At 68.9% G+C, this 23,156-nt stretch carries 24 protein-coding genes; 13 read left to right on the top strand and 11 right to left on the bottom strand.

Annotated elements, in window-relative coordinates:
* The first annotated feature begins 36 nt into the window (after positions 1-36).
* From bioA to IPG50_32800, 6 genes are all read left to right on the top strand, one after another.
* Complete coding sequence (bioA, locus tag IPG50_32825) at positions 37-1,404, top strand: adenosylmethionine--8-amino-7-oxononanoate transaminase (protein MBK6696933.1); 1,368 nt, start codon at positions 37-39, stop codon at positions 1,402-1,404.
* A gap of 133 nt (positions 1,405-1,537) precedes the next feature.
* The gene (locus tag IPG50_32820) at positions 1,538-2,542 is read left to right on the top strand and encodes a substrate-binding domain-containing protein (protein ID MBK6696932.1); all 1,005 of its coding nucleotides are present in this window, start codon (positions 1,538-1,540) and stop codon (positions 2,540-2,542) included.
* Positions 2,543-2,549: 7 nt separating this feature from the next.
* A complete protein-coding gene (locus IPG50_32815; GenBank protein ID MBK6696931.1) occupies positions 2,550-3,950 on the top strand; it encodes a sugar ABC transporter ATP-binding protein in 1,401 nt (466 codons plus the stop codon).
* A complete protein-coding gene (locus IPG50_32810) occupies positions 3,947-4,888 on the top strand; it encodes an ABC transporter permease (protein MBK6696930.1) in 942 nt (313 codons plus the stop codon). The genes IPG50_32815 and IPG50_32810 overlap by 4 nt, the downstream gene beginning before the upstream one ends.
* A 123-nt stretch (positions 4,889-5,011) precedes the next feature.
* The gene (locus IPG50_32805) at positions 5,012-5,737 is read left to right on the top strand and encodes an SDR family oxidoreductase (GenBank protein MBK6696929.1); all 726 of its coding nucleotides are present in this window, start codon (positions 5,012-5,014) and stop codon (positions 5,735-5,737) included.
* Between the two features lie 63 nt (positions 5,738-5,800).
* A complete protein-coding gene (locus IPG50_32800; GenBank protein ID MBK6696928.1) occupies positions 5,801-5,992 on the top strand; it encodes a hypothetical protein in 192 nt (63 codons plus the stop codon).
* A gap of 111 nt (positions 5,993-6,103) precedes the next feature.
* Here IPG50_32800 and IPG50_32795 read toward each other — a convergent pair whose 3' ends face one another.
* Complete coding sequence (locus IPG50_32795) at positions 6,104-6,253, bottom strand: hypothetical protein (protein ID MBK6696927.1); 150 nt, start codon at positions 6,251-6,253, stop codon at positions 6,104-6,106.
* A gap of 372 nt (positions 6,254-6,625) precedes the next feature.
* Here IPG50_32795 and IPG50_32790 point away from each other — a divergent pair, with 372 nt between their 5' ends.
* Together IPG50_32790 and IPG50_32785 are read left to right on the top strand one after the other, a co-directional pair.
* Positions 6,626-7,189 (top strand): endonuclease/exonuclease/phosphatase family protein, encoded by a 564-nt coding sequence (locus IPG50_32790; GenBank protein MBK6696926.1) that lies wholly within the window; start codon positions 6,626-6,628, stop codon positions 7,187-7,189.
* Entirely contained in the window at positions 7,186-8,016 is an 831-nt protein-coding gene (locus tag IPG50_32785) for a hypothetical protein (GenBank protein MBK6696925.1), read from the top strand. Before IPG50_32790 ends, IPG50_32785 begins: the two co-directional genes overlap by 4 nt.
* Positions 8,017-8,040: 24 nt before the next feature.
* Here IPG50_32785 and IPG50_32780 read toward each other — a convergent pair whose 3' ends face one another.
* Both IPG50_32780 and IPG50_32775 read right to left on the bottom strand, forming a co-directional pair.
* The gene (locus IPG50_32780; protein MBK6696924.1) at positions 8,041-9,318 is read right to left on the bottom strand and encodes an efflux RND transporter periplasmic adaptor subunit; all 1,278 of its coding nucleotides are present in this window, start codon (positions 9,316-9,318) and stop codon (positions 8,041-8,043) included.
* Positions 9,319-9,320: 2 nt separating this feature from the next.
* The gene (locus IPG50_32775) at positions 9,321-10,646 is read right to left on the bottom strand and encodes a TolC family protein (GenBank protein ID MBK6696923.1); all 1,326 of its coding nucleotides are present in this window, start codon (positions 10,644-10,646) and stop codon (positions 9,321-9,323) included.
* Positions 10,647-10,738: 92 nt separating this feature from the next.
* Here IPG50_32775 and IPG50_32770 point away from each other — a divergent pair, with 92 nt between their 5' ends.
* A complete protein-coding gene (locus tag IPG50_32770; protein MBK6696922.1) occupies positions 10,739-11,449 on the top strand; it encodes a DNA mismatch repair protein MutH in 711 nt (236 codons plus the stop codon).
* On the opposite strand, the gene IPG50_32765 is transcribed toward IPG50_32770, so the two are convergent.
* Positions 11,436-12,842: a M20/M25/M40 family metallo-hydrolase gene (locus tag IPG50_32765; protein MBK6696921.1), complete on the bottom strand. Its 1,407-nt coding sequence runs from the start codon at positions 12,840-12,842 to the stop codon at positions 11,436-11,438. The genes IPG50_32770 and IPG50_32765 overlap by 14 nt on opposite strands.
* A 164-nt stretch (positions 12,843-13,006) precedes the next feature.
* On the opposite strand from IPG50_32765, the gene IPG50_32760 reads away from it, so the two are divergent.
* From IPG50_32760 to IPG50_32745, 4 genes are all read left to right on the top strand, one after another.
* On the top strand, positions 13,007-13,669 hold the full coding sequence (locus IPG50_32760; GenBank protein ID MBK6696920.1) for a hypothetical protein: 663 nt from the start codon (positions 13,007-13,009) through the stop codon (positions 13,667-13,669).
* The gene (locus IPG50_32755) at positions 13,666-14,145 is read left to right on the top strand and encodes a hypothetical protein (protein ID MBK6696919.1); all 480 of its coding nucleotides are present in this window, start codon (positions 13,666-13,668) and stop codon (positions 14,143-14,145) included. The genes IPG50_32760 and IPG50_32755 overlap by 4 nt, the downstream gene beginning before the upstream one ends.
* Positions 14,114-15,979 carry a DUF885 domain-containing protein gene (locus tag IPG50_32750; GenBank protein ID MBK6696918.1) on the top strand — a complete coding sequence of 622 codons (1,866 nt, stop codon included), beginning with the start codon at positions 14,114-14,116 and terminating at the stop codon, positions 15,977-15,979. The genes IPG50_32755 and IPG50_32750 overlap by 32 nt, the downstream gene beginning before the upstream one ends.
* Before the next feature lie 129 nt (positions 15,980-16,108).
* A complete protein-coding gene (locus IPG50_32745) occupies positions 16,109-16,597 on the top strand; it encodes a hypothetical protein (protein ID MBK6696917.1) in 489 nt (162 codons plus the stop codon).
* 46 nt (positions 16,598-16,643) lie between these two features.
* Here the strand turns inward: IPG50_32745 and IPG50_32740 are convergent, their stop codons facing one another.
* The 7 genes from IPG50_32740 to IPG50_32710 form a co-directional block, all read right to left on the bottom strand.
* Positions 16,644-16,934 carry a hypothetical protein gene (locus IPG50_32740; protein MBK6696916.1) on the bottom strand — a complete coding sequence of 97 codons (291 nt, stop codon included), beginning with the start codon at positions 16,932-16,934 and terminating at the stop codon, positions 16,644-16,646.
* A gap of 2 nt (positions 16,935-16,936) precedes the next feature.
* Positions 16,937-17,272 carry a hydroxyisourate hydrolase gene (gene uraH / locus IPG50_32735; GenBank protein MBK6696915.1) on the bottom strand — a complete coding sequence of 112 codons (336 nt, stop codon included), beginning with the start codon at positions 17,270-17,272 and terminating at the stop codon, positions 16,937-16,939.
* Between the two features lie 49 nt (positions 17,273-17,321).
* The gene (gene alc, locus IPG50_32730; GenBank protein MBK6696914.1) at positions 17,322-18,863 is read right to left on the bottom strand and encodes an allantoicase; all 1,542 of its coding nucleotides are present in this window, start codon (positions 18,861-18,863) and stop codon (positions 17,322-17,324) included.
* A 31-nt stretch (positions 18,864-18,894) separates the two neighbouring features.
* A complete protein-coding gene (allB, locus tag IPG50_32725) occupies positions 18,895-20,250 on the bottom strand; it encodes an allantoinase AllB (protein ID MBK6696913.1) in 1,356 nt (451 codons plus the stop codon).
* 99 nt (positions 20,251-20,349) lie between these two features.
* The gene (locus IPG50_32720) at positions 20,350-21,162 is read right to left on the bottom strand and encodes a hypothetical protein (protein ID MBK6696912.1); all 813 of its coding nucleotides are present in this window, start codon (positions 21,160-21,162) and stop codon (positions 20,350-20,352) included.
* A gap of 344 nt (positions 21,163-21,506) precedes the next feature.
* Positions 21,507-22,115, bottom strand: coding sequence for a hypothetical protein (locus tag IPG50_32715; GenBank protein ID MBK6696911.1), 609 nt, complete (start codon positions 22,113-22,115; stop codon positions 21,507-21,509).
* The gene (locus IPG50_32710) at positions 22,112-23,128 is read right to left on the bottom strand and encodes a hypothetical protein (GenBank protein MBK6696910.1); all 1,017 of its coding nucleotides are present in this window, start codon (positions 23,126-23,128) and stop codon (positions 22,112-22,114) included. The genes IPG50_32715 and IPG50_32710 overlap by 4 nt, the downstream gene beginning before the upstream one ends.
* Positions 23,129-23,156: the final 28 nt, after the last annotated feature.

Here is a 23,156-nt window from a genome sequence, read left to right as displayed (position 1 = left end):
GGAAAACGGCGCCTCCTTCCGACGTATAACCGCGCCGTGGACAACCGCTCTTGGCCCGAACGCATCGACTTTGATCGACGCCACATCTGGCACCCGTTCACTCAGATGAAGGAGCACGAGACGGCGCCACCGCTCGCCGTGGTGGGCGGCAGCGGCGTGGATCTCGTGCTAGCCGACGGCCGAACCATCTTCGACGGCACCGCGAGCTGGTGGACTTCGCTCCACGGTCATTGCCCGCCGCGCCTGGTTGCCGCACTCGCGCGACAAGCCGCCGCGCTTGACCACGCCATGTTCGCGGGCTTCACCCACGCGCCAGCCATCGACCTCACGGCGCGCTTGACCGAGCGATTGCCAAAGGCGCTCTCCCGGCTCTTCTTCTCCGACAACGGCTCGACGTCGGTCGAAGTCGCCCTCAAAATGACGTTTCAGGCGGCCTTCCAGCGCGGCGAGCGGCAGCGCACGAAGATCGGCGCCCTTCGCGGCGCCTACCACGGCGACACGCTGGGCGCCGTCGGCGTCGGCGAGCTCGAGAACTTCATGACGTCGGTCTTCGCGCCGCTCCTTTTGCGCTGCGAGCGCGCGGAGGTCCCGAGCGACCCGCGTCGCCTCGTCACTGGCGACCGCGATGGGCACGACGCCGAAGCGCACGCGCGCATCGAGTCGGCGGCGCGCGCCCTCGAGCTCTACTTCGACACCTGCGGTGCCCAGCTCGCGGCGTTCGTGTGCGAGCCCTTGGTTCAAGGCGCCGGCGGGATGTTCATGTGGCCGCCGGAGCTCTTGCGCACGCTACGCGCGCAATGCACCGCGCACGGCGTCTCGCTGATCTTCGACGAGGTGATGACGGGCTTCGGTCGCACGGGAACGTTCCTCGCCTCGGAACAAGCGGGTGTCGTCCCCGACGTGCTCTGCCTGTCGAAGATGTTGACCGGCGGCCTCTTGCCGCTCGCCGTCACGTGCGCGACCGACGCACTCTTCGACGACTTTTGGGGAGAGCCGGGCGACGGCCGTGCGTTCCTCCACGGCCACAGCTACACGGCCAACCCCATCGCCTGCGCCGTGGCCGCCGAGAGCCTCGCGCTCTTTGAAGAGACGCGAGTCTTGGAGCACGCGGCGGCGCTGGCGACGACGCTGCGCGCTGCGTGGCGAACGCTCGCCGCGCATCCGGCGCTCAGAGACGCTCGGACCCTGGGCGCCATCGCGGCCGCACGCCTCGTCGATCCAAGAACGGGGCATCCGTATTCAGCTTCGCAACGCGAGGGGCTCGCGCTCCACTTACGCGCTCTCGACGAGGGGCTCCTCGTGCGCCCCATCGGCGACTGCGTCTACCTCGTTCCGCCGCTGACGGCGCCGCTCGATCGCGTTGATGCCGCGGTCGCGGCGCTCGGGCGCGCGCTCCCGTCCTGAGAGCCGTGGGCCTGAGAGCCGTGGGCCCGAGAGGCGTGGGCCCGAGAGGCGTGGGCCCTGAGCGCCTCGAGCCCAAGGGCCTCGGCGTTCGCCGCGCTATCGCGCGGGCCTTTGAGGGTCGTAGCATGGCGCCATGTTTCGTTCCCCTTCCCTCGCCCTCGCCACGCTCGCGCTGGCGCTCACGGCCTGCTCCCGTGACGCGACGACGTCCGCCGACGGCGGCGCGACCGCCGCAAAGCCCGCACGCCTGAAGATCGCGGTCGTCCCCAAGGGAACCACGCACGAGTTCTGGAAGAGCGTCCACGCCGGCGTCGTCAAGGCTTCGCGCGAACTCGACGTCGACGTGGTCTGGAAGGGCCCGCTCAAGGAGGACGACCTGCGCGCGCAAATCGACGTGGTACAGACCTTCGTGGCGCAAGGCGTCAGCGGCATCGTGCTCGCGCCGCTCAACGACAGCGCGCTCAAGGCGCCGGTGCGCGCCGCCAAAGACGCCAAGATTCCGGTCGTGATCTTCGACTCAGACCTTCAAGGCGACGAGCACGTGAGCTTTGTCGCCACCGACAACGTCGCCGCCGGCAAGATAGCGGCCGACGCGCTCTCCAAGTCGGTGGGCAAGGGCAACGTCGTCGTGCTTCGCTACCAAGAGGGCTCGGCGAGCACGCAGAACCGCGAGAAGGGTGCCCTCGACGCACTCCGCACCATGAGCGCCTTCACGGTCGTGAGCGACAACCAATACGGAGGCGCCACGACGGAGAGCGCGTTCCAGAAATCCGAGAGTCTGCTCGTGGCGCAGAAGGCTCCCCTCGCCGGCGTGTTTACGCCCAACGAGTCCACCACCTTCGGGATGCTCCTCGCGCTCCGAAAGACCGGCTCGGCCAAAAAGGTGAAGCTCGTCGGCTTCGACGCTTCGGAGAAGCTGGTCGGAGCCTTGCGCGACGGCGACATCGACGGCCTGGTCGTGCAGAACCCCTTCCGCATGGGCTACCTCGCGACCAAGGCCATGGTCGATCACCTCCGCGGAAAGGCCGTGGAGCGCCGCATCGACACCGGCGCGCGGCTTGTCACCAAGGCCAACCTCGACGACCCCGAGATCAAGGAGCTCGTGCAGCCAGACCTCAAGAAGTGGCTGAACGACTAGAGCGCGCATGCGACTTCGCCTCGAAGGCATCGGCAAGAGGTTCGGCGAGACAGCCGTGCTGAGCGACGTCTCACTCTCGCTCGGCTCTGGCGAAGTCCACGCGCTCCTCGGCCACAACGGCGCGGGCAAGAGCACGCTCATGCGGATCGTGCTTGGCCTCGAGACGGCCACCGCGGGCCGCATGACGCTTGACGATGCCCCCTATGCGCCGAGCAGCGCCCGAGCGGCGCGGGCCCTGGGCGTCGTCATGGTGCCGCAAGAGCGCACCGCCTGCGGACACCTCACGGTCGCCGAAAATATCCTGCTCGGCCACGAGCCCACGCGCTTCGGCGTCATCTCGCCACGCGAGCGAGACGCGCGCGCGAGCCGTGCCCTCGCCTTCGCCGCCGGTGACGCGCATCGCATCGCGCTTGGTGCACGCGTGCGTGACCTGAGTGTTGCCGAGGTTCAGCTGGTCGAGATCGCGCGAGCGCTCGCGCAGGCAGGCATCGACCATGACGGCGTCACCAGGGCACGCCTGCTCGTCCTCGACGAGCCGACGTCGAGCCTCGCGAAAGACGACGCGCACCGACTCTTCGCGAATGTGCGCAAGATGGCCAGCGGCGGCCTCAGCGTGATCCTCGTGACGCACTTCTTGAATGACGTCCCAAGGCACGCCGACCGCTACACGGTGCTTAGAGACGGCGCCGTGGTCGCGCGCGGCGATGCGCGGGCGGTCACGCCGGACGCGCTGGTCAAGGCCCTCCTTGGCGAGTCGGCCGGCGCCACAGAACGCGCGGTATCCAATGCGACGGCCGGCAAGACGCTCCTCGCGCACGGCGGCTTCGCCGTTCGCGGCGGCGAGATCGTCGGCATCGCCGGCCTTGTCGGCTCGGGTCGATCCCGCTTGCTACGCGAGCTTCTCACGGCTCAGGGCGCGCCACGCATCGGACTCTTGAGCGAAGATCGCGGCGGCGAGGGGCTCATGCTCGACCGGTCCATCGCCGACAACATCGTGCTCTCGCCGCGCGGTGCGCGATGGCTGCCCCCGGGCAAGGCCAACGCGGCGGCGGCGCGCTGGCTCGACGAGCTGGCCATTCGTGCCAAGGGGCCCGACCAGCGCGTGCGCGACCTCTCCGGCGGCAACCAGCAGAAGGTCCAACTGGCGCGCCTGCTGCGGGAGGACTTTGATCTTCTGCTCGTTGACGAACCGACGCGCGGCATCGACCTCAGCAGCAAGCGGCAGGTGCTCGCGCTCTTCGGCGAACTCGCATCGCGTGGCAAGGCCATCGTCCTCGTGTCGAGCCAGTTCGACGAACTCCTCGCCGTGTGCCATCGCATCGCCGTCCTCCGCCGAGGCGTCCTCGGCGAGTTTCGCTCTGCCGAAGACTGGAACGAAGAGGCGCTGCTGCTGGAGGCCGCGTCATGAGAAGCGCAGCCCGCAAGCTGCCATCGTGGATCGGCCCCCTCGTGGCGCTGCTGGTCGTCTACGCGCTCTTCGCCGTGCTCGCGCCGGACACCTTCCTGCGCGGCGCCAACACGGCATCAATGGCGCAACGCACCGTCGTCGTCGCGGTCTGCTCCCTCGGTATGACCATGGTCATCGCCACCGGCGGCATCGACTTGGCGACCGGCTCGCTCGTGGCACTCACGACGGTGCTCGTGGCGAAGCTCCTCACCAAGGGCGTCTCCCCCGCCGTCGCGTGCCTCCTCGCCGTGGGCGCGGCGACGACGCTCGGCGCCTTCGTCGGGCTCGTCATCGGCCGCTTCAAGATGTTGCCCTTCGTCGTCACGCTCGGCTCGATGTCGATGCTGCGAGGCCTCGCCAAGGGCATCGCCAGCGAGCAGAAGATCGACTGCGATCCGCGCGGCATCGACCGCCTCGTTGCAGCTACGCACGTCGTCTCGCCGAGCCTCTGGGCGTCACTCGCGCTCGCCATCGTGGTCGGCGTCGTGCTCACGGGCACTCGGTTCGGCCGCCACGTCTTCGCCGTCGGCAGCAACGAGGCGACGGCGCGCCTCGTCGGGATAAACACGGCGCGCGTGAAGGTGCTCGTGTACGCAGCGTCGAGTCTGCTGGCCGGCGTGGCTGGGATCTTCGAGTTTGCGACCTTGACCGTTGGCGATCCGACCGACGCCATCGGCCTTGAGCTAAAGGTCATCGCTGCGGTGGTCATCGGTGGTGGCTCGCTGAGCGGCGGCGAAGGGAGCGTCGTGGGCGCTCTCTTGGGCGCGCTGCTCATGACCGTGATCGAAACCGGCGGGGTCCACCTCGGCATGCCGGGCTGGGTGCAAGAGATCGTCGCCGGCGCGATCATCGTCCTCGCGGTGGCCCTCGATCGCGCGCGCGCCCAACGCGCCGCCTGAGGCTGACTTTGGTGCGAGCGCCGAGCTGGCGCGCGGCGGCTGAAAAACCGGGTACCATCGCCGCGACGTTTGGCCAGAGTCGATTGCGAGCCCGCCAGGGCCTGAGAGAAATAGAGGATCCCCATGCGCCTATCGAACAAGGTCGCGCTCGTCACGGGCGCCAGCCGCGGCATCGGTCATGCGACTTGTCTCGCGCTCGCGAAGGAGGGCGCCACCATCGTCGCCACCGCGCGCACACAAAAGGACCTCGACGCGCTCGCCGACACGCTCAAGAAGTCGGGCACCAAGGCCCTGGCCATAGCCGGCGACGTGACCAAGTCCGCGGACGTCAACGCGTGCGTCGCGCGCGCCGTCGAGGCCTTCGGCGGCATCGACATCCTCGTGAACAACGCGGGCATCGGCGGCTATCGCCCGTTCCTTGATTGGACGGAAGACGACTACGACCGAATCATGGCGACCAACGCCAAGTCGACGTGGCTCTTCTGCAAGGCCGTCGTGCCGCACATGCTCGCGAAGGGCGGCGGGAACATCGTCAACGTGTCGAGCGTCGCCGGCCTGGCCGGTTACCCGTCCGAGGGCATCTATTGCATGTCCAAGTTCGCCCAGGTGGCCCTCTCGCAGTCGCTCGATCGAGAGTTCTATCAAAAGAACATCAAGGTCTCGCTGGTGTGTCCCGGCGGCGTCGAGACGCACTTCGCCATCGGCGACGGCCGGAGCCACGGCTCGCCCGCGATGGAGGGCTTCTCGACGGCGGAAGACGTCGCCGAGGCGGTGCTCTTGGCGGTTGTGCCGCGTGAACGCACGCGGGTCGTGAACGTCATCTTGCGCCCCATGGGCGAGATGACCTGACACGGGCGGGACATTCGGGCCTGCTTCTTCGACAAACGGGCGACGGGCGCGTAAAACGAAGCGATGTGCCTCATCTGCGTCGACTTTCAGAAGGGCCGGCTGACGACTCGTGAGGCGCGCCGCGCGCTTGGGGAGATGGCTGTGTCCCTCGGCCGAGCGCACGTCGGCGAGATCGAGGCGACGCTCGCCGAAGCGGAGGCGGCGGCGAAGGCCGCGTCTTCCGGCAGCGGCGGTAACGGTCCTCCGTCGCCCTGACGAAGCGGCGCGGCGCCCGTCAATCGTTGGGCCTCGCGCCGCGGAGCGATGGTAGCGTCGCCACGTGCGCTCGTTCGTGCGTCTCGCGCTGCTCGCGGCGTTGGCCTTCGTTCACGGCTGCGAGGGGCCCGTCGAGTCGTTCGACTTTGAGCACGCGGCGTCGCCGATCTTCCGCCGTAGCGGTTCTCTCGCTGCGACGCCAAGCAAGCCATCGTCGCTGCGCGTCATGACCTGGAACGTGAAGTTCGGTGCGGCACGCATCGACTTCTGGTTCGACTACTGGGGCGACCGCGTTCAGATGTCGCAAGTCGAGGTGAGCGCCAACGTCGGCAGCATCGTCGCCCTCGTCCGCGAGGTAAAACCCGACGTGCTCTTCACCAACGAGATCGACGTCAATTCGCGCCGCAGCGCTTACGTCGACATGGTCCAGGCAATCCTCGATGGGACCGAGCACCTGAACTACGCGGCCTACTTTCAGACCTGGGCCAGCCGCTACGTTCCGTCCGAGGGCCTCGGCCGCGTTGACATGGGCAACGCCGTCTTCTCGCGCTACCGGGTCGTCTCGGCCGATCAGACGAGGCTCTCGCAGCGGACCGAACTAAGCGGGCCACGCGCGACTTCTACGGCCAGCGCATGCTCGGTCGTGCGGTGCTCGACCTCGGCGGCCGCGAGGTTGCCGCCTTTGTGGTGCACACCGAGGCGTACGACCGGGATGGGACCAAGACGCGCCAGCTCTTGCAAGTGGAGGAGGCGGTGCGGCGCGAGCCTCGCCCCTTTGTGCTGGGCGGCGACTTCAACGAGCTCCCTCCCGGCGCCGTTCGACTCGCCCACTTTCCCGACGAACACCCCAAGTCACTCGGCACGGAGTTCGAGCAGCCGCCCTACACGCCAGAGGCCATGCGGCCCTTCTTCGACCGCTTCGTGCCAGCCATTTCGCTGGCCGACTTCGGCGCGACGGAGGCTTCGCAGGCGCGTTACTACTCGCACTCGATCCTCGGGCCAGAGCGCGCGAACTTTCGTGGCGAGCGGGGCTTCTGGAACCGCACGCTCGACTACCTCTTTGCGTCACCGGGGAGCGCTTGGACGCCTGGTCGGAGCGACGTCTTGCAGGCGCCGGGGCGCCTCGGCATCACCGCCGATCCGAACCGGCTCAGCGATCACGCGCCGGTTGTTGGCGATTGGATCTTGCCGCCATGAGGCGCGCGGTCATTCTCAGCGTCGCCGCGCTCGTCTTCGCGCCCCGCCCCGCAGCGGCAGAGCCGCCCGTGGCTCGCGAAGGGGCGTCGCTCATGCCACCCGGTGCGTGGTCGATTGGCCTCTTGTCGCCGGCGCGTCTCGGGCTCTCCGAAGCCCTCGAGCTCGATACACAGGCGCTCTCGTGGCTGCTCTTGTCCCCGAACGCCGAGGTTCGCCTCAAGCTTGGCGGAGCGGGCTCCTGGCTCTTCGCGTCCACCTACGGTCTGTCGCTCCCGACGGGTGCCATGCGACTCACGCAAGGCGTTCTCTTTCCGACGTGGGAGACGTCGAGACAGCGCCCCGGCTGGGTGCTCGTTCCGAGCCTCGGCGTCTTGGCGAGCTCGGGGCCTCGCGACGCCGCCACGCTCCTCACGTTCCACTTCGAAACAGCGCTCGGTGTGCCGCTGAACGACCGCGTGGCGACGCCGCTCGAGACCTACGCGCCCGTCGAGCTCCTGTTCGCGCCCGCGCTCACCGGCCTGCGCACGCGCGCAGGCGCGAATGGCAGCCACGCGCTCGGCACCGTTGTCCGCGCACGCGTCCTCGCCGAAGCCCTCACGATGGGTCGCCGAACCGACGTCGCTCGCTCACCGCTCGTCTTCCACGGCGCCCTCGCGCTGGAGTTCGCTATCGGTCGCCGCATCGCCGTTGAACTGTCGGGGCACGTCTACGAGTCCGACCAGCACCGCACCCAGCTCGTAGACGCGGGTGATGGCACCGTAAGGCGAGAGCGCGTCCGCTCCGTCGACGTCTTTCCGTCGCTCGACGTCATCGTGCGCGGACCGTAGGGTGGCCCGCCAGGGCCAAGCCCGTTAGCGAACAGCGTTCAAGAGCAAGAGGGCGCCGCGAACGACGACCTTTTCGCCGTCTTTCACGCCGGAGAGCAGCTCGGTCCGCTCCTTGGTCTGGCGACCGACCTGAACGACGCGGCGACGGAACGCCCCCGGCTCCTCTTCGACGAACACGACGGAGATTGAGCCGTCGCTGATCACGGCCTCCGTGGGAACCGTCACGAGCTTGGTGCCTTCCTTTGGCAGAAACGTCGCTTCGACGAAGGTATGAGGCCGGAGCTTGCCATCGTCGTTCTTGGCGAGGATGCGCACCGGCACCGTTTGCCGCTCCGGGTCGAGGACGGCCGAGATGGTCTCGAGCGTTCCTGTGATGGCATCGAGCTGGCCGCCGGTCATGCGAATGGCCACGGGCATTCCGACAACAAGCCCGCCCATGTCGCGCTGCGGAAGGTCGGCCATGACCAAGACCTCGGCGAGGTCGGCTACCGTGGCGACGGGCTTGTCCTTGTCGGGTCCGACCTCTTTGCCCGGCGCGGCGTCGAGCTGCACCACGGTGCCCGGTCGATTGGCCAAAACCCAGTAACCCGTCTCGCCTTCTTCGCGGATGCCGAGCGCGTTGATCTTCGCACCAGCGGCGCGCGCCGCGAGCTTTGACTCGTTGAGCTCGCTCTGTGCGAGTAGGAGGTCGTTCTGCGACGCGGCGCGCGACTCGATAAGCTTCTCGACGCGGGTGAGGAGAGCCTGCTTCGTGGAGATGGACAGCTCCGCGGCTTGCTTGGAGCGCTTGAGCTCGGCGAGATCTCCGGTACGAACGAGCACGAGCCTGTCGCCGGCCTTCACGTGCGAACCGATGCGCACCGCCGATTCGACGACTCGACCTTCGAGCGGCGCGAAGCTCGGCGAGGTGTAGCTCTCGAGCGTCGCCACGCGCGCCGTGACCGGCGGCCGGGCGAGCGGCGCGCTCAGCTCCGCGGGCTTCGCGTCGAAACGCATCGGCTGGTAGCCGCCGCTCGTGAGCTTCACGCCGACGCCCGGCTCGACGACGAACGGCGCGGGGGGACGGGGCGCGACACCGACGCGGTGACTGGAACGCATGACGGCGATGGTCACCGCCGTCGCCGTGACGGCGCCGAAGAGGGCGCCGATCAAGAGGTACGTCCGCGCCGTGCCGTCGGTGATGAGGCGCCGCACGCGCGGCACGCTGCTCGGCACGCGCACCGGCGCGATGCTTGGGAACGGGTTCGACTCCAAGACGGGAGCCTCCTCTCCCGCGGCGCCGTGGGGCTTGGGCTGATGCACGCTCACCTGCCTCCTCCGAGTTCCGTGAGGCCCAATTCTCCCATGAGTTCGACGGAAGCGCGAAATGCGTCGCCAAAGGCGTCGATTTCCTCGAGAAGGAGCTCCGCGAGCGTGCGCCGGGCCTGAATCAAGTCGGTCACCGGAATGAGGCGGCTACCGACGGCGCGCTCGAGATCGTTCACGACGGCCCGCGCGCGCGGGAGCATCTCGGTTTCGAGGACGCGTTGCCTTCGAGCGATGGCTTGGAGGACGAGCCGCAACGCGTCGATGCGTGCACGCGCTGCATCCGTCAGGAGCTCACGCTGGAGGCGCGCGCGATCCTCCTTGGCCTCCGCCGCGGCGACCTGCGCTTGGCCTCGATCGAGGAGCGGCAGCGGCAGGGCGACCGAGACGTTCAGGGAGTTCTCTTGGTTGCCGGCGGCGACGAAGCGGTCGTTGGTGTAGCCGAGGCGCACCGTGGGGTCGGGCAGCGCTTGCGCCCGCGCCAACTCACGCTCCGACGCTGCCGCGGCGCGGTCCGCCTCGAGCGCCTGCACGTCGGGGCGCCTCTCGACATCGACGTTGGCGTCGCGCACGCCGTCGGCGAAACCCAAGAGAAACGTCTTTCCTTCCGCCGTCGAGGGGAAGGCCACGCAAGGCATGCCGACGAACCCGCTGCAGAGCGAGAGCGCCGCCGCGAGATCGCCCTCGGACGCGAGCACCTGCTGGGCCACGCGACTCAGCTCAATCTCGAGCCGGTCTACCTCGAGCGGCGTGCCGGAGCCGGCGCTCATGCGGGCGCGAGCGACGTCGAGCGAGCCCTTCCCTTCGTCGAGCAACGTTCGGAGCCTCTCGATGCGGAGCGAGGCGGCGGCGACCGCGCCGATGACCCCGGCCAGTTGAAACGCCTCGCGACGCGTCGCCGCGGCGAGGTTCTGGCGGGCGCTTCGCTCCAGCGCTGGCGCGCGCTCGATGCGCGGCCCGCGCTTGCCGAGAAGGAACCGATAGCTGACTCCCACGGAGTAGTTGGGCACGTTCGCCAGCGGCTTCTGCAACCCCGCGGGGTTCGTCTCGCCGATGGGTATCGTCGCCCAGCTCCCATCGAGCTGCGGGTTGTCGTAGAGCCGACTCTGGCGCGTGTCGGTCCCGGCGAGGTCGAGGCGAAGGCGTTCGTCTTGAAGGCCGGGCGAGCGCTCGAGCAGGAGCTTCGACAACGTGTTCACGTCGAGGCGCGCTGTCGGAATGAAGGTGCGCGCGGAACGGCGCGCTGCCCCTGCGGCGTTTGGCTCTTCCGCGCGTCCCCAAGACGCGACGAGAAGGAGCGCCGCGGCGGGCGTGAGACGCGTCAAGACCCTCATAACGGATGAGCTTCGCCGAAGTCGCCTGCGACGGCAACGTCATGGTCGTCGAGGCCTCCGACGCGACGCCCCACTGGCCTCCTATGCACCGCGCTCGCACCTTTCGCGGCAGCGGGAGTCGGCCCATACTCGCAGCCGTGACGGCGCCCCAGTCCATCGACGAGCTCATGGCCCGAGCCCGGGCGCTCGCGGGCCTGTCGCTTGGGAGCCTCTCGGAACGCGCCGGCCTCGCGCTCGGCCACGGTGTGCACGCGAAAGGCAAGCCGGGCGCCCTCTTGGAGGTGCTTCTCGGCGCGACGGGAGGCTCGCTCGCGCGGCACGACTTCCCGGACCTTCGCGTGGAGCTGAAGACGATTCCCTTGGACGGCAAGGGTGCGCCGCTGGAGTCGACGTACGTCTGCCGCGTCCCCGCCGCCGACGCTGATCGCGCCGAATGGACGACGTCATGGGCGAAGCAGAAGCTTAGCCTCGTCTTGTTCGTTCCCATTCGCGCCCGCGAGCGCCGAACGCCTTTCGCCGAGCGGATCGTCGGTTCGGCCTTCTTGTGGTCGCCCTCGGAAGAGCAAGACGCGCTCTTGCACGCCGACTTTGACGACATCATGGGCGCCATTGCGCTCGGCGGCGCGGAGACGTTGACGGCGCACGTGGGGCGAATCCTTCAGGCGCGACCGAAAGCCGCCGACGGCTCGGCGCGCATGCGCCTCGTGGGGCCCGACGGCGAAGCCATAAGGACGGTGCCGCGCGGCTTCTACCTGCGCCCCAGCTTCACAGCGAGCCTCCTTACGACCCGCTGACCGCTCTCGCCGGCAGGACGCACGCCAGCTCTTCGTAGAGGTGGATGGCGCTCTTGACCGACTTTTCCCAGTCGAGGATGTGCAAGCTCTCGTTCTCCGAGTGCGCGTTGGTATACGGATCCTCGACGCCGATGAGGAGCGCCGGCACACCGCCGAGCTCACGGGCGAAAGGCTCCACGAAGGGAATGGAGCCGCCACACCCCATCGTGACCGGCGCCGTGCCGAAGCCCTTCTCGAGCGCCTTCTTGGCCGCCGTGAAGGCCGGGCCCGTGGACTCGGTGTACCAGGGGCCGGCGCCCTCTTCCTCGTGGATGATGCACTCAAGGCCCCAGGGCACGGCGCGCTTGAGCGCGTCGACGAGGGCTCTTTGCACCGCCTTTGCGTCGAGGTCGGGCACGAGGCGGATGCCGACGCGCGCCCAGGCCGACTCGCACAGGATGTTGCGGGCGTCCTTGCGTGAGCTCGCCTGGAAGGCGTTGACGGAGAGCGACGGCTGACGCCAGCAGCTCTCCCACGGGTGACGCCCGCCGCCGAGCAGCTCGGCCGACGGCACGAGCCCCGCTTGCCTGCGGAAGTCGAGGGCGGTGCAGGGCAACGACTCGATGGATCGGCGCTCCGCATCGGTGAGCGGGCGAACGTTCTCGAGGACACCCGGGATCGCGATGGAACCGTCGGCGTTCGTCAACGTCGCTAGCATGCGGCACAGCGCCATCGTCGGATCGGGCACCGCCCCGCCCCACATGCCCGAATGCACCGACTGCTTGAGCGCGCGCACCTCGACGTCGACGGTGACGAGGCCGCGCAACGACGTGGTGATGGACGGCAGGCCCGTGTCGAAATTGCTCGTGTCCGTCAGCACAATGGCGTCGGCGGCGAGCAGCTTCACATGACTGCGAAGAAACGTCCCCAGGTGCGTGGAGCCGATCTCCTCTTCGCCCTCGACGAGGATCTTTACGTTGAGCGGCAGCGCGCCACGGCCTTGAGGAACGCGTCGACGGCCGAGGTGTGCGACGACGCCGGCTTTGTCGTCGGCGGCTCCGCGCGCAAAGAGGCGTCCATCGCGCAGCGTCGGCTCGAAGGGCGGACTGGCCCACGCCGCCTCGTCGCCGGGCGGCTGCACGTCGTGGTGCGCGTAGAGCAGGAGCGTGGGCTTGCCCGGCGCCTTCAAGAGATCGCCGTAGACGTACGGGTGCGCGCCCTCGATTTCCAACAATTGCACGTGCTCGAAGCCGCGCTCCTTGAGCAGCGACGCGACGGCCTCCGCGCTCTTGCGCACGTGGGCGGGATCGAAACCGGGAAAAGAGACGCTCGGGATGCGCACGAGCGTTTCGAGATCGTTCAGGTAGGCGGCCTTGTGGGCCTCGAAATGCGAAAGCGCGCGGTCGGTGCTCATCGGTGCGTCATACCTCCGATGCTGCGCGAGAGGTAGTCGCCGCGGCGCGCGCCCGCAGGCGGACGTATCTCAGCCAGCCCGCCCCCTCGCACCTACGCTGATGCTTTTTTGGCGCCCACATCCAGCGTAAGCTCTCCCCTTCGCAGCTCGCTGCACCTCTCCTCATGGCGGCCCGCAAAGACAAAGGCGACAGCGCTCGCCCCTCGAAGCCGCCCCAAACGGAGGAGGTCGATGCCGGCTGGTTCGACGAAGACGAACCGCCCACAACGCTCGTGCCGCCGCGGGCCCCGACGAAAGCGAAATCGACGCCTCCGCTGAAGGCAACGGGCATCACGAGCAAGCAGGCGTTGCCAAAGGTCCCGCCCCGGCCAACAGGCGCTAGCGCCGCGCCGAAGCCGGTCGCTACAAAGCCGCCATCAAAGCCGCCCTCCAGGGCACCGGCCGCGGCCAGCTCCAAAGCTAACGCCAAGCCCTCCAGCACGCCCTCGTCGACGGGCACGCCGCCGGGCCCCGGCGCCGAACGCGCAGCGGCGAGCCTCCACCAACGTCGACTCACGGTCGAGGTGCAGGTCGATTGGCTCGAGCCGCCGTCAACGCCTACGATTCCGGTCGAGTCGGACTGGCTCGAATCGGACGCCGACGAGGCGCCGACGAAAGTCATGAAGCCTAAGCCCAGCGACGACGACGACGTCCCGACGCGCGTGGCCCGCAAGTCGCCGCGCATTCCAGGGCCGCCGCCCCTGCCGAAGGACACGGCGACCAAGAAGCCCACCTTGCCGAACGGCAAGCCGCCAAGCACTCCCCCGCGAGGAAAGAAGACGCCATGAAGCTCGCCTGCACGAGCTGCGGTCGCACCATTCGTCCAACGCCTGACCAGGCCGACGCAGCGCGCGCGTCGCTGGCGACGGCCATGCTTGAGCTGCCCGTTGGGTGCCCCGAGTGTCGTCGCTTCACCTTGCATCGCGTCGAACGGGAGACCGAAGACGCGCGGCCATCGCGCGCGCCGGGCCTCTCGTTCCGGTGCCCCGTCGCCGGCTGCGCCGGCTTTCTCGCGTTCGTGGAGAAGCGCGGGCTCGAGAGCGCGCACCATCGCTGCGCGCGCTGTCAGTCCGTGTGGTTCTCCGAAGACGCGCTTCAGGGGGAGATCGCGAAGATCGCAGAGCTCTACCCCTACCGAGCCGCGGTCTACCGACGCGAAGATTCGGGCTTCTTCGCGACCAGCGTCAGCGAGACGCCCGCCGACTACGAAGCCCGAATCCGCGAAGAGCCCGATGGGCGCTCGCGAAACCACGTGCGCGGGTGACGAGCGCGCCAACGGCGAGTACCGTGCGCGCATGCGATGGGCTCCCTTCGTGGTCTTTGGCCTTGCCATCTCTTGCGGCGCCGACCCGCTGCCGACCTCGACAGCGCCGCGGCCTTCGCCGTCCGCGTCGTCGCGGGTGCTGGTGACGACGACGTCGCGGACGCCGCGCCGCGACGAGGACGAGCTCTTCGGCGCCATCTCGGCCCGCTTCCTCGAGCAAACGCTCGAGCTGCGCCCCGACGTCGCGACAAGCCTTGGCGACCACCGTCGCGACGGCCACTGGCCCGACCTCTCGGAGCAAGGCGACGCGAAGGAGCGCGCCCTCTACGACACGGTCTCTTCCGAGCTCGACGGCATCGACGAGACGAGACTCTCCGAGGAGGCGCGCGTCGACTTCAGCATCTTACGAACGCAAGTCGCGTTCGCGCGCTTCAGTCAAGCGGAGCTCCGGCCGCTGCGCGACAACCCGCTCGAGTGGACGGCGCTCATGGGCGACGGCCTCGACCCCTTCGTGAGCCGTGACTTCGCGCCGCTCGCCACGCGCCTTCAGAGCCTCGCCTCTCGCCTCAATGGCCTGCCCACCGTCGTCGAACAGGCGAAGGCGCGCCTCGGCACGCCGTCGCGCGTGCACACGGAGACGGCCATCGAGCAAAACCGTGGCCTCATCGCCCTCGTGGCGACGGGGCTCGAGGAGCACCTGAATCGCTCGCCGGCGGCGCGCGGCGCCGTCGCCCCGGCGGCCAAGCGCGCCGAGACTGCGCTCCGAGACTTTCAGCAGTTCCTCGAGGGCACGCTCCTCCCGCGCAGCACCGCCGACTTCCGCCTCGGGCCCGAGCGCTTCGAGAAGAAGCTCCGCTTCGTCCTCGACGACCCGGAGGTTTCGCCGCGTGAGCTCGCCGACAGCGCCCGCGCGCTCCTCACGGAGACGCGCGACGCGATGGTTGAGACGGCCCTGGCGGCGTGGCCCGAGCTCATGAAAGGTCCGCCGCCCAAGAGCGCGACGGCCGCGGAGAAGCGCGGTCTCGTGCGCAGCGTGCTCGCGAAGCTGGCGGAAGACCGCCCCACCAACACGAGCATCGTGACGGAAGCCACGGAGATGCTCAGCGCCGCGACGACCTTCGTACAGAGCAAAGACCTCGTGCGCATCCCGGAGGAGGCGTGCCGCGTCATCGAGATGCCCGAATACCGTCGCGGTGTCTCCATCGCCTATTGCGATTCGACGGGCCCTCTCGAGACGCGGCAGGAGTCGTTCTACGCCATCGCGCCGACGCCCAAAGACTGGAGCAAGGACCGCGTGACGTCCTTCTACCGCGAGTACAACCGCAACATGTTGCGGAACCTCACGGTGCACGAGGCGATGCCGGGGCACTTCCTCCAGGCGATGCACGCGAACCGCTTCAAGTCCGGCGTGCGCGCCATCTACAGCAGCGGACCGTTCGTCGAGGGCTGGGCCGTTTACACCGAATGGCTCATGGCGAAACACGGCTTTGGAGGCCCGAAGACGCGGCTCATGCGGCAGAAGATGGCCCTGCGCATGGCCGCGAACGCCGTCTTGGACTTCGGCATTCACGCCGGCGCCATGGATGAGAAGCAGGCGCTCGCGCTGATGACCGAGGAGGCCTTTCAAGAGGAAGGCGAGGCCGTCGGCAAGTGGAAGCGGGCGCGGCTCACGAGCACGCAACTCTCGACCTACTACTATGGCTTTCGGGAGATGATGCGGTTGCGCCTCGCCGCGGAGAAGCGACCGACCTTCGCGGAGCGAGCCTTCAACGATGGCGTACTCGCCCACGGCTCGCCACCGATGCGCCACCTGCGAACGCTCCTCAAGCTCTGAACGCGCAGAACTCGCGCCGCGACGGCGGGCCTTCAGCTTGGGCCGCCGGTGCCGTTCTTTCGGAAGAGAGACGCTCGTCGCTCGCCCCCAATGCCAAGCATGATCGGTGCCCCAGCAGATCCGGCCGCCGTGACGTTCTCCCTCGCGGACCTTGTACGCGAGGTCGTTGCGCCGCTGCGAGAGTTCGCGAACCATCGAAGCGTCGGCATCGAGACAGCCATCGACGCCGAGTTGCCGGAGCGTCTCGCGGGTCACCCCGAATGCTTACGCCACGTGCTGACGATGTTGGCGAGTCACGCGCTCCGCACGACGACGTGCGGCTCGGTGGTCCTCGTGGTGTGCGCCGACGGGACCGACGAGCATCCGCTCGTACGCTTCGAGGTCGCGGACACGGGCCCGGGAACGCAACCGGCCGTTGTTGCGGCCATCTGGTCTTTGGTTCCGCGCGACGGCCTCGCGGCCGAGCCGCACGTCATCGCTGCGAACCTCATCAAGATCCTCGGCGGAAAGCTCCGCGTATCGAGCGAGCCGTCGCGCGGAAGTCGCTTCTGGTTCACGTTGCCGCTCAAGGCCACGATCAGTCAAACGTTCCGCGTCCCCGCTGAAGAGCTTCGGTAACGCGAAGCATCCTGCTGCGGCCGTGCCTCGCGGAGGGCAGAGTCGCCTACTTGGTTGAGGCGCTTGGCGGCGGTGCCGCGCCCGGCAAGGCGCGCGCCGAGCCGCAGCTCGCGGCCCAAGTGGTGTCGAGCGGGAGCGATTGTGTGCACTGCGCCTCGCAAGCCTGCGGCGCCGACTTGCTGACTTGCACCTGCATGCATGACTCGGTGCACCGCTTCACGTAGCTAAGCTTGTAAGAAGCGCAGAAGGACTCTTCCGTTGCCCTGCAGCCGACCGCTGCGCCGGCAACGACCACGGCCGCGAACAGAACGAAGACCACCGTGTGTCGACTCGACATGCTCAGCTCCCTCGGTAGGTGGAAAATCCGAACGGCGAGAGGAGCAGCGGCACGTGGTGGTGCGCGCCCGCCTCCGTCACGCGAAACTCGATGCGAACGACCGGGTAGAAGCCCGACTGGGCCTGCGCTGTGAAATAGGCGTCGGTCTCGAAGGTGATGGCGTACGTGGCGTTTCGCACCTCGTGGCCGTCGGTGAGCGTGCGAAGGCGTCCGTCGGCGTCGGTCATGCCACGCCCCACGTTTTGCCAGCCATCCTGGACGCGAACCTCGAGAGCGACGGGAACGCCCGCCGCAGGTTTGCCGCGCGCCGTGTCGAGAACGTGTGTCGTGATGCCCATGGTGCGTCCTTCTTAGCCGATCGGTCAGCGGGATGGTCGGCGGGATAGCTCAGGCGCGTCCCGCGAGGAACTTCTCGAGCCTTAGCCGCGTGATCTTCTTCTGCTCGTCGGCTGCGACGGTGATCTCGCGGGCCGGCTCGTGGGTCATGCGCTCTTCGGCGATGGCGAGCATCTCGTCGGCCGACTTACCGGTCGCGCAGACGATGTAGATGAAGCCAAAGCGCGTCTCGTAGGCCTCGTTGACGGCGGAGAGTTTGCTCAAGACGTCGCCTTTGGCGTCGGCGACGCGGGCCTGCTCGCCGCTGGCGAAGGCCGCCGCTTGGGCGCCGGTGTCGACGTGCGCCTTCTTTTGGCCAATCTTGGGATGGGCGCGGAAGGCCTCGAGCCAGTCGTCCCGGTCGAGCTTGGCGAAGGACGCCTCGGCGGCGCCGAAGAGCGCGGCCTTGTCGCTCACGTTGGCATCGACCAGGCCGTCGACCCAGCGCTTGGAGCCGCACATGGCCAAGAGCAATGAGGCGCGCCCGCTGCGCGACAGCAGCCGCAGGTGACGCAGTGCCACGAACTCGCGCCCCCCGCTCGTGAGCGAGCCAAAGACGCGCAGGCGCGCGATGCCACCGTCGGGGAAGATGTCGAGTCGGAGGTGCGTGTAGGGCCCGCGCGAGAGGAGTTCGTCGTAGCGATGGCGCGTGTGCGCCATGAGCTTCGTCCTGCCTAGGACCGGCTGCCATGCCTTGTCATCGACAGAAGGGGTCGCGCCCTCGGGGAACGCGGCGCCGTAGAGCGCGCAGCTCTCGGGGAAGTTCCCCTTGAAGTGGCTCGTGTCGACCTCGAGGTGCTCAAGCTCTCCTTCGCCTGCGAGCTTGAGGAGGGCCCAGTCGGGCGCGTCCTTCCGACTGCGACGCGTCTCCCAGCCATCGCCCATGTGCGTCGAGGGGCCCGGCAAGATGAGGTTGTGGCGCGAGCCGAAGAACATGTCGTTGCACAAGACGACCTGCGCGCCGTGCTCGAGGGCCGCCAGGTCGACGGTCGCACCGACTTTGCCCATGAAGCGGGGCTCGGGAATAGGCTCGCCGTGAACCCGAAGGCGCGCCACGCCGCCGTCAGGGAAGATGTTGAAGCGGAGGTGCGTGATGCGCGCCTCGGTGGCGCCTGCGATTGGAAAGACGTTCTTCGTGTCGCCGCGCAGCTCGACCTTCGGGAGAAGCTCCGACCACTCGACGTCATCCGCCAAGAGCTGCGCCTCCGTCGGCTGACCCGTGAACGAGGCCCCCTCGATGGAGCACGCTTGGGGGAAGTTGCCGCGAAAGAACGCCGTGTCGACGACGACGCCGCGGATGACGCCAGGGAGGCCCAAGCGCACGATGCAGCGATCGTGACCAGGCACGCGGCGACGCCGCGACTCCCAGCCGTCCATCCACTTGCCACGATCGGTGTACTTTCCCTCGACAAAGACGGCGGCGGCCGCCTTGAGGAGGTTCTCCTTCTCGGCGAAGAAGTCGTCGTTGGCCCACAAGACGGCGCCGCCGGTCCGTTCGGCGGCGAGGTCCGGAAGCTCCATGAAGGGCAAGAGAGTGGGGGCTGCGTCGGCCATGGGCCTTCTTACGCCGCCCTTTCGGTTCCGTCTAGGACACGCGGCGAACGAGGCGACCCGCCGTAGAGAGGACGACCGACGCTCCGTCGTAAACCTTTTCGCCGCCGACGAACGTGGCGACGACGCACCCCCGCAAGGTGCGCTTGGCGTAGGGTGTCAGCTTGTGCCGGTGCTGCAGCGCGGTCGGCTCGACGAAGCGCTCGCGGTCGGGATCGAACACGACGAAGTCGGCGTCGAAGCCCGGGGCGATGCGGCCCTTGCGATCGCTGAGGCCCACGAGCGCGGCCGGTGCGCCGGAGAGGAGACGCGAGACGTCGGCGAGCGAGAGACCTCGCTTCGTGGCCTCGGTCCAGACGAGCGAGAGTCCCAACTCGAGCGACGAGATGCCTCCCCAAGCCGCCAGGAAGTCGCCCGTGTCGGCGCACTTGAGCGCGGGCGTCGACGGCGAATGGTCGGTGACGACCTGATCGATGAGGCCTTCGCGGAGGGCGGCCCACAGGCGTTCGCGGTTTTGCGCTTCGCGGATTGGGGGCGCGCATTTGTATTCGGTCGCGCCGTCGGGGATCTCCTCGGCGGAGAGCGTGAGGTAGTGGGGGCAAGTCTCCGCGTGAAGCGGCACACCCTCGTCCTTGGCCTGACGCAGCGACGCGAGGGCGTCGGCCGAAGAGAGGTGAACGACGTGCGTCTTCGCCTTGGTCTCACGGGCGAGCCGAAGGAGTAGCTCGACGGCGCGATCCTCGGCCGTCTTGGGGCGGCTCGCGAGGTAGCTCGCGTAGCGACGGGCGGCCTCCGGCGATAGGCCCTTCGCCGCCTTCGCCGCTTCGTCGAGCACAAGAGGAAGCTCGGCGTGCGCGAGGAGCGTCACGCCTCGCTCGGCGAGGGCGGGCATCGCGCGGCGCAGATCGCCTTCGCTGACGTTGGCAAACTCATCGACGCCGGACTCGCAGAGGAAACACTTGAAGGCCACGACGCCCGCGTCGATCATCGGGCCGAGCTCCGCGACATTGCCCGGCACGACGCCACCAGAGAAGCCCACGTCGACGACACACTTCCCTTCAGCGGCGGCTCGCTTCTCGTCGAGGGCGCGGAGGCTCGTCGTCGCGGGGATGCTGTTGAGCGGCATGTCGACGAGCGTCGTCACCCCACCGGCGGCGGCGGCGCGCGTTGCCGTCTGAAATCCCTCCCATTCCGTGCGCCCGGGCTCGTTCACGTGCACGTGCGTGTCGACCACGCCGGGCATCAGCACGTGGGACCCACAGTCCGTGAGCGGCGCACCCGGCGGCACCGCGTCGTAGGCCACGACGCGCACGACGCGGCGGCCCATGACTTCAACGGCAGAGGCCCTTTCGCCTTCGGGCAAGAGCACACGCGTGGAGCGAAAGAACATGCTCCAGAGCCTAGCGGGCTGGAGCCGAACCACGTCCCACAAAATCGCGCGGCCGCGACGCCGTCGCAAGACGGATCGCGGCGCGCGCTTTGGAGCAACTCAGTTCGCTGCGGGGACCGCGCACTGCGGCGCCGTCGGCGCGCCCTCGGGCGGCGCGATCCCGCCGTCGCAACGAGCCGTCGCCTTCGCACACACCTCCGCGGGGACGTCGCCAGCGTCACACTTGGCTTTCACGTCGGTGCACGCAGCAACGAAGGCTGCCTCGAAGGCCTGGCGCACGCACCGATGCGCTTCTTCGAAACACGTCACCTTGTCGCCGCCGCCTTCGATGCAGGTGCGCAGCGTGTCGTGACACGCCCTCACGGCCGCGGGCTCGGGGTGCGGGCCGGGCCCACCGGGACCACCTCGTCCCCGCCCCTCGGGCCCTTCGGGACGGCCGCCGTCGCTGTCGAGCGGCGGACGTGGACCGTGCCCGCCGCCGGGGCCTTCACCTGCGCCTGGCGGCGGGGGTGGCGGCGCGCCACCGTCGAGTGAAGGCGGTGTGCCCGGGGGCGGACCCTCCGGCCTCGGACCGCGCGGACCACGAGGACCGTCACCGTCAGGCCCACCGCCATGGGGGCCGCGAGGGCCAGCGCCCACGCCGGGCGGTGGCACCGGCAGACACGACTCCAACTGGGCGCGACACGCTTGGGGGTCGGCACCGTCCGCCGCGATGCAGCTCTCAAACGTGGTGCGGCATCCGTCCGCGGCTGCGGCCACTTGCTGAAGCGAACACTGAGCCGATTCGAGCTCCGCCGCCTGCGTGGCGACGTCGCTCGCCGAGGCGGTCGCGCCATCGGTGGCACCGGCGCATCCAAGAGAAACGATGGCAACCGACGAGGCGAACAAGGTGGCGAACGAGATTCGATGCATGAGTTCCTCCAAGAAGCGTGTGTGAGTGGTGGATGAAGCGCCGGGCAACGCGAGACTGTTCGATGCGCCGCCCGGCGGACGTCCGCGCGGCGTTGGCATCGACTCGGAGCCCTCACGCGTGTCTGGCTGGAAGCGTGGGGCGTGGGGCGTGGGCGAGGGGCAAGGCAACGGCGACGCCGCGATGGGCGACGCAACGTTCTGGAGCCTAGGTGTCGCGACGAGCTGGCAACCGATCACTCCGTCGCGATCTTTTTTTTCTCGCAGGCCTCCCGCCTCGGATTCCCGACAAAAAGGGGCCACGCCGCGGGCAACGGCGGGCCTCACGCGCGATCGGCGGCGTTCGTTCAGCGACGGCAGGCGCGAGACGCCCGGAAGGGCCGCTCGCTGCGGATCGCGTTGCACGCATCGGCGCAAGGCTCGGGCGCGGGCACACCGGGGAGAGCGCACGCCTCAAAGATCGGCGGCATCGCCGGCGCTTGCGTGGGACACGTCACAGGAAGCTTCCAGCACGTCCCCGGCGCTTCGATGGGCCGGCAGGGCGCTGGCTCTTGGACCACACGCGCGCACGACGCCCCCGCCGTTGGGCAGGAGCGCTGCTCGCGGCCGCCGCAGGACGCGGCCTGCTCGATGCACTCGCCGACACCGCGTCGATCGACGCTCGCTTGGAGCCGCAGGCAATCGTTCCAATACGTCACGCCGTCGCAGCCGCACGAAGGAACAAAGACCTCATCGCAGAAGAGCGGCGCGCGCTCGCAGCGCCCGGCGGCAGCGCCGCAACCGGCTTTGGCGCAGAAGGCGCCGGTGGGGCAATCGTCATTCGTGGCGCAGGGGTCCGCCCCGCCGGCGTCGGTGGCCGGCAGCTCGGCCACGACAATGTCTTGGGGAGCGCAGGCCGCGAGGACAACTCCGCCAAACAGGCCCCAGGCGCCGCGCGCTCCAAAGGTCGCGCTCATGGCGCTCCCTGCGGGGCTTCGAAGGGCGGGGCCCCGGCGAGCGCGAGCGTGAACCCGAACGTGAGCGACGGACGAACGGGCCACGGGTCGAAGGCCGTCTCGCTTGAGGGACCGCGCCGCACGACGTACCGCCGCGGCGCGAGATCCACGTCGGCGCCGGCCGCCACGAACATGTCGGCACCGCGCGCGATAGCGAAGCGCAGCAGGGCTAGTGCGCCAACGGTTCCAGAGGCCTCCCCCGCGGGTTCGCGAAGGCGCGACGACGGGAGCGACGTCGACCGGGTCTCGACGAAATCGACTTCCACGCCGCCCGTAGGGCCAAGGTCGAAGCGAAAGCCCTTGCTGGCTGCGATGGTCCAGGTCGCCGCCACGCGCCCCGTCGCCGCGCGGAGCTCGGTCGCGACGAACTCGCCGGATACGTCGACGGGCGCGTGATACGCGCCGATGAGCCAAAGCTCAGGCCACGCGCGGCGGGAGCGAGAAGGCGCGACGCCGAACATGGCGCCTCCGCCGACGGCCACGCCAGAGCCGCCGCCGAGAGAGCGGCCGAGCACGAACGGCCCGATGTCGACGCCGATGCCAGCGCCCTCGCGCGGGGCGTCCGCCGCGAACGGTGGCGCACTCTCCTTTGGTGCAGGCGATGGCGGTGCGGGCGGCGGTGCTGGTGGTGGCGCTGCCGGCGGCCTCTCCCGCTCCGCTTGCGCCAGCTCTTCGAGGCCCGCGTGAACGACGAGCGCGAGCTCTTCGAGGACGACGGCGGGAGGCTTGCTCCGCGCCACCTCGCGGCGCGTGAGGAGCCCCTTTCGTTTTGGATCGGCGAGCGTCATGGTCGCGCCCGACAAATCGACGCGCGCGATGGCGAGCACATCGGACCCAAAGGCGGGCGGCTCGCGGTCCAGATCTGCCGGCACGACGTGGGTCGTCTCGAGCGACAGCGACAAGCGTTGGCACAGCTCACGCAAGGACGCTTCGAACGAGAGGCTCTCTCCGTCGTCGCCTGCGATTCGTAACACGACACGCGAGCGCGGAGCGGGTTGCCCG

The sequence above is a fragment of the Myxococcales bacterium genome, from assembly GCA_016703425.1.
In the GTDB taxonomy this organism is placed as follows: Bacteria; Myxococcota_A; Polyangia; order Polyangiales; family Polyangiaceae; genus JADJCA01.
The sequence above is the reverse complement of the archived record's forward strand: the minus strand, read 5'-3'. Positions and strand labels throughout refer to the sequence as shown.